Source organism: Quadrisphaera granulorum (assembly GCF_003149145.1).
GTDB lineage: Bacteria > Actinomycetota > Actinomycetes > Actinomycetales > Quadrisphaeraceae > Quadrisphaera > Quadrisphaera granulorum.
On record NZ_QGDQ01000054.1, the window covers coordinates 1 to 9329 of the forward strand.

The window sequence follows — 9329 nt, forward strand, 5'->3', positions numbered from 1 at the left end:
CTGGCCTCCCCACGGCGGGCGTTGACGGCCGCGACCCGAGCCCGCGCGGAGCAGCTGCTGCTGGTCACCACCGTGCCCTCAGACCCCCAGCACCCCCACCACCAGAACTGCTATCGCGCCAGCACTGCCAGCACCGCTCACCCTCAGTCACCACCAGCGTCAGCGGCTACGTCGTCAGCTACGTCGTCTGTGCCGCCACCACGACCTGGCAGCGACCCGCAGGAGCCATCCGGGTCCGATGAGGGCCCGCCTCCGGACATCCCCTCACCCCGCGGCACCTGCGACTGCTGACCCAGACCAACCCAGCACCGTCCCCCAGCAGCACAGTCCCCTCAGCGTCACGACGCCTAGCCCTGCCTCCCGGACACCCCCGGTGAGGTCAGGGCTGGACGTCGTGCCTCAGAGCGAAGCAACCACGACGGCCTCAGCGCCCCGAACCCTCAGGCGTCGGCGCCCAACGGCAGCAGCACGCGCAGCCGGTGCTCGGCAGCGGTCCTCTCGACGTGCACGCTGCCGCCGAGGCTCTCCGCACGCTCCCTCAGCCCGACGAGTCCCACACCCGCACCACCGATCCCCAGGTCTGCGCGAGGGGCCGGGTTGGAGCCCGCGGCCGCCGTCGTCGTCCTGAGCTGGGTCACGACCTCCACCTGGAGCTGGCGGGAGTCCTCGGAGAGCGACACGTCCACCGCCACGGGAGAGCCGGGCGCGTGCTTGCGGGCGTTCGTGAGGCCCTCCTGCACGACGCGGTACACCGTGCCGTGGACGGCATCGGGCACGCGCACGGACGCCCCGTCGTCGTCGCTCAGCAACCGCGGATCGATGCTCCACCGGCTCCCGGGCGCGGCGGTGTCGACGAGCCGTGGCAGCTCACAGAGCCCATGCCCCAGGAGCGGGGCCCCCGTCGCGGTCGGCGAGCGCAGCACGCCGAGCACCTGCCGGAGTTCACTGATGGCGCTGGAGGCGAGGCTGCGCAGCCCCGCCGCCGCCTCGCGGGTGCTCTCCTCGCGCGTGCTCACCTGCAGCGCCCCAGCCTGGACGGCGATGAGCGAGACGTGGTGCGCCACGACGTCGTGCATCTCCCGCGCGAGGTGCGCGCGCTCCTCGGCCCTCGCCGTGGCGGCCGCCGCCGCGCGCTCAGCGGCACGAGCCTCCTCCAGTTCGAGCCGCTGCCGCCGCTCCAGGGCCAGCGACCGGCGGAGTGCCCCGAGGCCGACGGCACCCGCCACGAACACCAGCTCGCCGAGGACCACCGACGTGTTCGCGGCAAGCAGACCGGGGTCCCACTGCGGCCACAGGACGACGACGACAGCGAGCGCCGTGAACGCGTACAGCACCCAGGCCCGGCGCTGGCGCTCACCGAGGGTGAACAGCAGCACCGCGGGAGCCAGCGTGCTCTGCGCCCACCCGAGCGCGGGCACACCGAGCACCACGGCCGCTTCCGGTGACCAGCGGCGCAGCGGGATCGCCACCAGCGTCAGCACGGACAGGACGAAAGGGCGGTTCCACCCCGGGGTCTGGTTGGCGAAGCCCTCCGCCCAGCAGGCCAGGATCAGCAGGGCGTCCAGCGCCACCGCCCGCACCACACGGGAGACGAGGAGGCGTCGTGCCGCGATCCGCACCGTCGCTCACGCCCCAGGGGTGACGAGGCCCGCCCTCACGGCGACCAGCGCGGCCTGCACCCGGTTCTCGACGTCGAGCTTGGTCATCACCGAACTGACGTGGTACTTCACCGTGGCCGACGACAGGTGCAGCTGCGCGGCGATCGCACCGTTGCCCTCGCCGCACGCCAGAAGGGCCAGCACCTCGCGCTCACGAGGCGACAGCAGCGCCACCTGGGCAGCCGCATCGACGTCGGGCCGGCTACGGAGGAATCCGTCGATGACGGCAGGCGTCACCTCCGCCGACAGCACGGACGCACCGCGCGCGAGGCGACGCACCGCGTCCACGAGCTGGTCGGGGCTCGAATCCTTCACCAGGTAGCCGGCAGCGCCGCAGGCCAGCGCTTCCGCCACCAGCGCGTCGTCCGCGAACGAGGTGAGCACCGCCACCACCGGTCGCGGTGGCTGCAGGGAGACGACGTGCCTCACCACGGCCAGACCGTCGACACGCGGCATCCGCAGGTCGGTCAGGACGACGTCGACCCGGCGCGCCGCCAGGGCGCTGGCTGCGCCGACACCGTCGACGGCGGCGACCACTTCGATGTCGTCCGCGGATCCCAGGACGGTGGTGAGGGCGGTGCGGACCAGCTGTTCGTCGTCGACGACGAGCACGCGCACCCCCGCGGGCTGCGGACTCGTCTCCGCCCCCGAGCCGCCGTGCGGGCTGATCTCCACCGCTCCAGTGAACCAGCCAGGCTCGGCGGCGGGGTCCTTCGCGCTGCGGGGTCGCACGGTCAGCCGACATCGAACAGGCGACCGACATCGCACGGTCAGCCGACAGGGACCCGGGGTAATCCCGGGGGGGCGAAGGGCAGATCGGACGGATGGGGCGCTACTCGGCGAAACGCCTGCGCTCGGGCACCGTTGATCCCTAGCGTCGGCACCCGGCGGCGCTGCGCGGAGGAATCACCCCGATCGGGTCGTCGAGGAGGAACCGTGCCCGCACCCACCATGACGCCCACCCCTGTTACCCAGGTAGTCCAGCGCCCGGGGACGCTCGGCACGCGCCGTCGCTTCCGAACGACGACCCGCGGGCTGGTGGCCCTGGCCGTGCTTCTGGCGGGCGCCTCGGGAGCTGGAGTCGCGGTGGCCCCCGCCGCACAGGCGGCACCTGACCAGCAGGTCATCACCGACATGCAGGCGGGCCACGACCACGAACGTGCCAGCCGCGGGCTGGACCCGCTGCACCGCGACTCCCGCATGGACGCGGTGGCGCAGGCCTGGGCGGACAAGCTCGCGGCGGACAGCTCGTCGCTGCGCCATTCCGACGTCGACCCTGCCTACGACTACCGCACGCACATCCCCGGCGGCTGGCGCGGCGCCGCGGAGAACGCCGCCCAGCACTGGGCCGGAGGCGGCGACCTCGTGTGGATGTGGATGAACTCCTCCGGCCACCGCGCCAACATGCTCAACCCGGCCTTCGACGCTGCCGGCTACGGCGCGGCCCGGGGCAGCGACGGGCGGCTGTGGGCGATCGTCGTCTTCGGTGACTACTACAACGGGGCCTGGCCGGGTAGCTCCATCCCGACCGCGACGCCGACAGCCAGCCCCACGAGCACTCCGACCGCCCGCCTCACAGGCAGCCCCACGGCCAGCCCGACAAGCACCCCCACGGGGACGAGCGCCCCGGCCGTGCCCACCCGCGCGGTGATCGGCGACGACAGGTACGCGACGAGCACCGCCCTGGCCGCCACGGTCAACCCCTCACCGACGGCGGTGGTCATCGCGTCCGGTGAGCGCCTCGTCGACAGCATCCCGGCGGCACCGCTGGCCCGGAAGCTGGGGGCGCCGCTGCTGTTGACGCGCTCGGCCGCGCTGTCGTCGTCGGTGGCCGACTACCTGGCGGCGACGCCGTCGGTAACGAAGGCCGTGGTGGTCGGCGGGGAGACCAGCGTGACGCCGCAGGTGGTGAGCGACCTGCTGGCGCGGGGACTGACCGTCGAGCGCGTCGGCGGTGTCGACAGGTACGCCACCGCGCTCGCGGTCGCGGCCCGGCCGGAACTGTCGGGCAGCACCTCCGCGTACGCGGCCCGCGGTACCGGCACGTTCGCCGACTCTGTCGCTGTGGGCGGCACGGCGGCGGCGCTCGGTGTGCCCGTCCTCCTCCTGCCGCCGAGGCAAGCAGACGTCTCCACCGCCCTCGCGGCGGCCCTGGGCAGCCGCCGGGTCGTGGTGGTCGGTGGTACGGAGTCGGTGTCCGCCGACGTCGCGGCCGCGATCGGCGTCGACGAGCGCCTGGCCGGGGCTGACCGGTACGCCACCGCGACCGCCGTCGCCGATCACGCTGTGACGCACGGCGTCGGGGTGGGCCGCGTTCTCGTGGCCAGCGGCGACGACGCGCGCCTCGCTGACGCGCTCGTCGCGGGTGCCGCGGGATCGGTGACCCTGCTCGTACGCCCCACGGGGTGGGGCAGTGCGACGTCATGGCTCACCGGGCACGGGGTGCGCGAGGTGGTCGCCGTCGGTGGAGGCACACCTGTGCGGTGACAGTGTTCATGGAGGGGCGCGACGTGTGTGAGAGTGGACTCGGGACCTGAGGTCCCTCGCTGATCGGTCGGACACGCCGTTCCTTCCCAGCCAGGGGAGCAAGAGACAGCGCGCGGGTGGTCAGTGGCTGTCGCTCGCGCGCGACCTGCGACCCCACCTGCCACGCGCAGAGGGCACGAGGAGAGCGGCGGAGCACGGCACGCGTCCCGCGCTCGCGGTGACGCACCGCGTCCCCCGAGGAGCCCCTGCCCCATGACGACCACCGCCCCTGAGCCCACCGTTGGGGCTCCCCGCGTCCGCGAGCGTGACCGTGCGGTCAGCGCCTACGCGGAGCTGTCACGGATGGTGAAGGAGCGCGGCCTCTTCGACCGGCGCCACGGGTACTACGCGGTCCGGATCAGCGCGGCGGCGCTCGCCATCACCGCGTTGGTGGCCGGCGTCGTCGTCCTCGGTGACTCCTGGTGGCAGCTGTTGCCGGCGGCGGCCCTCGGCATGATCGGCACCCAGTTCGCCTTCCTGGGCCACGACGGCGCGCACCAGCAGGTGTTCGAGTCCTCGACCCGCAACAAGTGGGCGGCCCGCGTGTTCGCCGGGCTGTGCGCGGGCCTCAGCCACGGCTGGTGGATGAACAAGCACACCCGCCACCACGCGGCCCCCAACCAGATCGGCAAGGACACCGACATCGAGTCGGTGGTGGTGGCCTTCCACCCCGAGGAGGCCCAGCGCCGTCGCGGGCTGCGCGCAGCGCTGACGCGCCACCAGGGCTGGTTCTTCCTGCCGCTGCTGCTGCTGTCGGGCGCAAACCTGCACGTCGACAGCGTCAAGGCGCTCGCCCGCCGCTCCCCCGTGAAGGGTCGCTGGGCGGACCTGGGCTTCATCGTGGCGCACTGGAGCGTCTACGCCACCGTGCTGCTGACGACGATGGGCCCGGGCAAGGCCGCGGCGTTCGTGGGCGTGCACCTCGCGGTGTTCGGGCTGTGCATGGGCGGGGCGTTCGCGCCCAACCACGTGGGCATGCCGATCGTCGAGCGGGGCGCGAAGATCGACTTCCTGCGACGCCAGGTGCTGACGTCCCGCAACATCCGCGGCGGCCTCGTCATCGACTTCCTCATGGGCGGCCTCAACCGCCAGGTGGAGCACCACCTCTTCCCGAGCATGCCGCGCCCCAACCTGCGCCGTGTGCAGCCGATGGTGCGCGAGTTCTGCGCCACGCACGGCATCCCCTACACGGAGACGTCGCTGGTCGGCTCCTACCGCGCGATCATCAGCCACCTCAACGAGGTGGGTCTGCGCGCCGGAGACCCGTTCAGCTGCCCCCTGGCCTCGCAGCTGCGCGCCTGAGACTCATCGCTCGTCGAAGGGGCGGTGCCCACCTCCGGGTGGGCGCCGCCCCTTCGCGTTGACGCCCTCCTCCGGCGCCTCGCCCGACGAAGTCGCTGACAGAAAACCCGTCGACGCCGGCGCGCGAGCACGTCTACCGTCGACGCGTGCTCAGCTGACACCGCGACCGTCCCGCGCCAGCGGATCCGCCGCCACCCCTGCCGGTGGAGCTGCGGAGACCCGGCGGGAGCCCTCCTCACCCCGAGGACCTCGCGTTGTCAGCACTCTCCCGCTCACCCCATCTCGCCTTGCACCACGTCGACCGCCGCTACCCGGACCGGGTAGTGCTCCGCGATGTCTCGCTCGCCGTCGCGCCTGGCGCCCGGGTCGCCCTCGTCGGGGAGAACGGCTCCGGCAAGACCACGCTCCTGCGCGTGGCGGGCGGGGTCGACCAGCCCGACTCGGGCACCGTCACCCGCCCTGAACGCACCCGGCTCGTGCACCAGGTGCTCCCCTTTGGCGACGACGCCTGCGTCGAGGACGTCCTCGACGACGCCGTCGCCAGCGCCCGGGACGTCGAGCGCGAGCTCACCGCCGCTGCCGAAGCGCTGGCCGCGGCCTCCGAAGCCAGCGCCAGACAGCAGACGCGCCACCTCGATGCACAGGGGGCGGCGGCCCACCGCTACGACGTGGCCCTCGCCGAGGCGACCGCCGCGGGCGTCTGGTCGCTGGACGCCGAGGTCGAACGCGTCCTCGCCGGGCTGGGTCTCGGCCACGTCAGCCGTGACCGACAGCTCGGCACCCTGTCCGGTGGCCAGCGCACACGCCTGGCACTCGCGGCGGCTCTGGTGGCGCGCCCCACCGCGCTGCTCCTCGACGAACCGACCAACCACCTCGACGCCGCGGGCGCCGACTTCCTCGCCGCGGAGCTGCGCTCCTGGACCGGTCCGGTGCTCTTCGCCAGCCACGACCGGCGCTTCATCGAGGACGTCGCGACTCGCGTCGCTGACCTCGACCCCGTCGTCGGCCCGGCCACCGCCACCGAGGAGGAGGACGACGACGGCGACGCGCGTGCCGCCGGAGCATCCGTGAGCAGCCACCGGGGCGCCTACAGCGAGCATCTGCGGGCCAAGGCCGCGGCCCGGCGCCGCTGGGAGGAGCGGTACGCCGCCGAGCAGGAGCAGCTGGAGGTGCTGCGCCACGAGGTGGCCGTCGGCGCCCGCGACGTCATGCACACGACGGTCCCCAAGGGCGAGTCGCGGATCGCCAAGAAGTTCTACGCCGACCGCGCAGCCACAGTCATCGCCCGACGGGTCCGGTCCGCCCGCGGTCGGCTGGAGGAGCTCGAGCGCACGCAGGTCTCGGCGCCGCCGCCGCTGCTGAGATTCGCCGGCTTCGGGCAGCGTCGTGGCGGTCGGCCGTCAGTGCGGCACGAGCTGCCGGATCTCCCGGACCTGCCGGACGTGCTGGTTCAGCTCGACGACGTCGAGGTGGCCGGCCGCCTGCGGCCCACGAGCCTGACGGTCCGCGCCGGCGAGCACCTGTTGCTCGACGGCCCCAACGGCAGCGGTAAGTCGACGCTCATCGGGGTGCTGGTCGGCACCCTCGCCGCCGACCGCGGGCTGCGCCGCCTCGCCCCGGGGATTCGCCTGGGCCTGCTCACCCAGGACGTCGTGTGGGAGGACCCGCGCCGCAGCGCTCAGGAGGTCTACCTGCGGGCCATCGGCGAGCACGCCCCGCCGCTCACGAGCACGGGGCTGATCTCACCTCGCGATGCCGGCCGGCCCGTCGGATCCCTGTCGGTGGGGCAGCAGCGGCGAGTGGCGCTCGCCGTCCTGACCGCCGACCCACCGGACGTGCTGGTGCTCGACGAGCCCACCAACCACCTGTCCCTCGGCCTCGCGGAGGAGCTGGAGGCGGCGCTGGCAGACCACCCCGGTGCGGTGGTGCTCGCCAGCCACGACCGCTGGCTGCGCGAGCGCTGGCGCGGCAGCCGCCTCGACCTCACCTCGGACGCCCCTCCGTGCTGAGCACCGCGACCGCCCTGGCGTCAGCGCGTTCTCCGCACCCGTGGAGTTGACTGCGGCTCGTGGCTGATGTCTCGGCGTCTCCCGGATCGACGCACTCGGTGAGGACGGGTACGTGGGAGGACCTGCCCCGACTCCGGCGCCTGTTGGCCGCGGCCTACAGCGCCGATGCGCTCATGGCGTGGATCTTCCGCGAGCCGACACATCGGGCGGACGCCGTGGCCGCCTGGCTGGGACTCTTCCTCGAACCCGCTCTGCAGCAGGGCGCCGTCGACGTCGTCCACGACGACGACGGACACGTCATCGCAGCCTGCGCCTGGCGCCCCCCGGACCCAGCGCCGAAGACCCCAGCGCCACAGAACCCAGCGCCACGGGATGCAGGCGCCCCGACCGTGGCGGGTCTCCTGGCCGCGCTGGTCGGCAGCGAGCACGCCGCTCGGGTGGGCGCGGGCTTGGCCCTGCTGCGGCCGCACGCGCCGCAGGCGCCCTCGGCGTACGTGCAGTTCCTCGCCGTCGACCCGGGCCACCAGCGGAGAGGTCTGGGGAGCGTGGCGCTGCAGCCGGGTCTGGACAGGGCCGCTGCCGCACAGATCGGCGTCCACCTGGAGACCACCAACCCCGACGCGGTGCCCTTCTACGAGGCGCGAGGCTTCGCGGTGACGGCGGAGCTTGACCTGCCGGCGGGACCGCACGTCTGGGTGCTCGCTATGACCGATCTTGAGGAGGGCCACCGTGAGTGACAAGCCGCTGGTCGGTCAGGTACCGGATGACTTCACGCGCAGCCCCAACCAGGCTGACCACCCCGCGGTGTACGAGCTGGAGAACGCCGCGATGGACCCGGACGGGGTGCTGCTGGACGCCATGCGGGAGCTGGCGCCGTGGGCCGGTCGCACGCTGCTGGACCTCGGCTGCGGGTCCGGCTACTGGCTGCCCGGGTACGCCGCCGAGGCGGCCACGGTGGTCGGCGTGGAGCCGGACCCCTCGCTCCTGCCGCTGGCGGCCGCGCGGCCCGGAGGCGCCCGCGTGCTCCACGGATCGGCGGAGCACCTGCCGCTGCCCGACGACAGCGTGGACGTCGTGCACGCGCGCTTCGCCTACTTCTTCCCGCCCGGCTGCGACGCGGGCCTCGCCGAGGTCCGGCGGGTGCTCCGCCCCGGCGGGCGGCTGGTGGTGGTCGACAACGACCACCACCACGGTGAGTTCGCGCAGCTGCTGGCGATCAGTCCGTGGGCGGCCTACCAGGGCAACGGTGCAGCGACCGCGCAGTGGTGGGCGGAGCGCGGCGCGGTGCGGCGGGAGGTGATGAGCGAGTGGCGCTTCGCCCGACGTGACGACCTCGAGGCGGTGCTCCGCCTGGAGTTCCCCGCTGATGTTGCGGAGCCGTGGCTCCGCTCCCGCCCCGACGCCCTGGGGCTGACGTACGGCTACGTGCTCTTCACCGTCGAGGTGTGAGCGGAGCAGGGGTTCGTCGCGCTGGAACCGAGCCGCCCGTTACCGCTCAGTCGATCAGCCACACCCACAGCTCGTCGCCCCAGGTCAGCTGCAGCACCAGCAGGGCCGCGGCCGTGACGAGGACGACGACGGCGGAGGCCTGCGGCGCGGTGCGCGTCTCCACGCTCCGCCCCACCGAGGGGGCTGCAACCCCGGTAGCAGCGAGGACGAGAAGCGGACCGAGGAACGCGAGATACAGGAGCAAGGTCTCCACGAGGTGCGCGAGTCCCGGCGGCAGACCCGGCACGTCACCCAGGGCGCGGTCATAGTCGGGCGATGACTGTGTGACCTGCAGTGATGACCCTCGGTGATGCGACGGCGGACGTGACCCGCGACGATCGAAGCT

At 73.4% G+C, this 9329-nt stretch carries 8 protein-coding genes; 5 read left to right on the plus strand and 3 right to left on the minus strand.

What is annotated here, in order from left to right:
- Window positions 1-440: 440 nt before the first annotated feature.
- A complete protein-coding gene (locus BXY45_RS22360; protein WP_146211339.1) occupies window positions 441-1619 on the minus strand; it encodes a sensor histidine kinase in 1179 nt (392 codons plus the stop codon).
- Between the two features lie 6 nt (window positions 1620-1625).
- Complete coding sequence (locus BXY45_RS22365) at window positions 1626-2390, minus strand: response regulator transcription factor (protein WP_211319854.1); 765 nt, start codon at window positions 2388-2390, stop codon at window positions 1626-1628.
- Window positions 2391-2594: 204 nt separating this feature from the next.
- Between BXY45_RS22365 and BXY45_RS22370 the strand changes: the two genes are divergently transcribed.
- From BXY45_RS22370 to BXY45_RS22390, 5 genes are all read left to right on the plus strand, one after another.
- Window positions 2595-4145, plus strand: coding sequence for a cell wall-binding repeat-containing protein (locus tag BXY45_RS22370; protein WP_109776748.1), 1551 nt, complete (start codon window positions 2595-2597; stop codon window positions 4143-4145).
- 252 nt (window positions 4146-4397) lie between these two features.
- On the plus strand, window positions 4398-5486 hold the full coding sequence (locus tag BXY45_RS22375) for a fatty acid desaturase family protein (RefSeq protein WP_109776749.1): 1089 nt from the start codon (window positions 4398-4400) through the stop codon (window positions 5484-5486).
- 287 nt (window positions 5487-5773) lie between these two features.
- Complete coding sequence (locus BXY45_RS22380) at window positions 5774-7495, plus strand: ABC-F family ATP-binding cassette domain-containing protein (protein WP_109776750.1); 1722 nt, start codon at window positions 5774-5776, stop codon at window positions 7493-7495.
- Between the two features lie 59 nt (window positions 7496-7554).
- Window positions 7555-8232 carry a GNAT family N-acetyltransferase gene (locus tag BXY45_RS22385; RefSeq protein WP_146211340.1) on the plus strand — a complete coding sequence of 226 codons (678 nt, stop codon included), beginning with the start codon at window positions 7555-7557 and terminating at the stop codon, window positions 8230-8232.
- Window positions 8225-8944 (plus strand): class I SAM-dependent methyltransferase, encoded by a 720-nt coding sequence (locus BXY45_RS22390; protein ID WP_211319855.1) that lies wholly within the window; start codon window positions 8225-8227, stop codon window positions 8942-8944. Before BXY45_RS22385 ends, BXY45_RS22390 begins: the two co-directional genes overlap by 8 nt.
- Window positions 8945-8990: 46 nt before the next feature.
- Here BXY45_RS22390 and BXY45_RS22395 read toward each other — a convergent pair.
- Window positions 8991-9329: hypothetical protein (locus BXY45_RS22395; protein WP_211319856.1), on the minus strand; the 339-nt coding region annotated here is incomplete at its 5' end.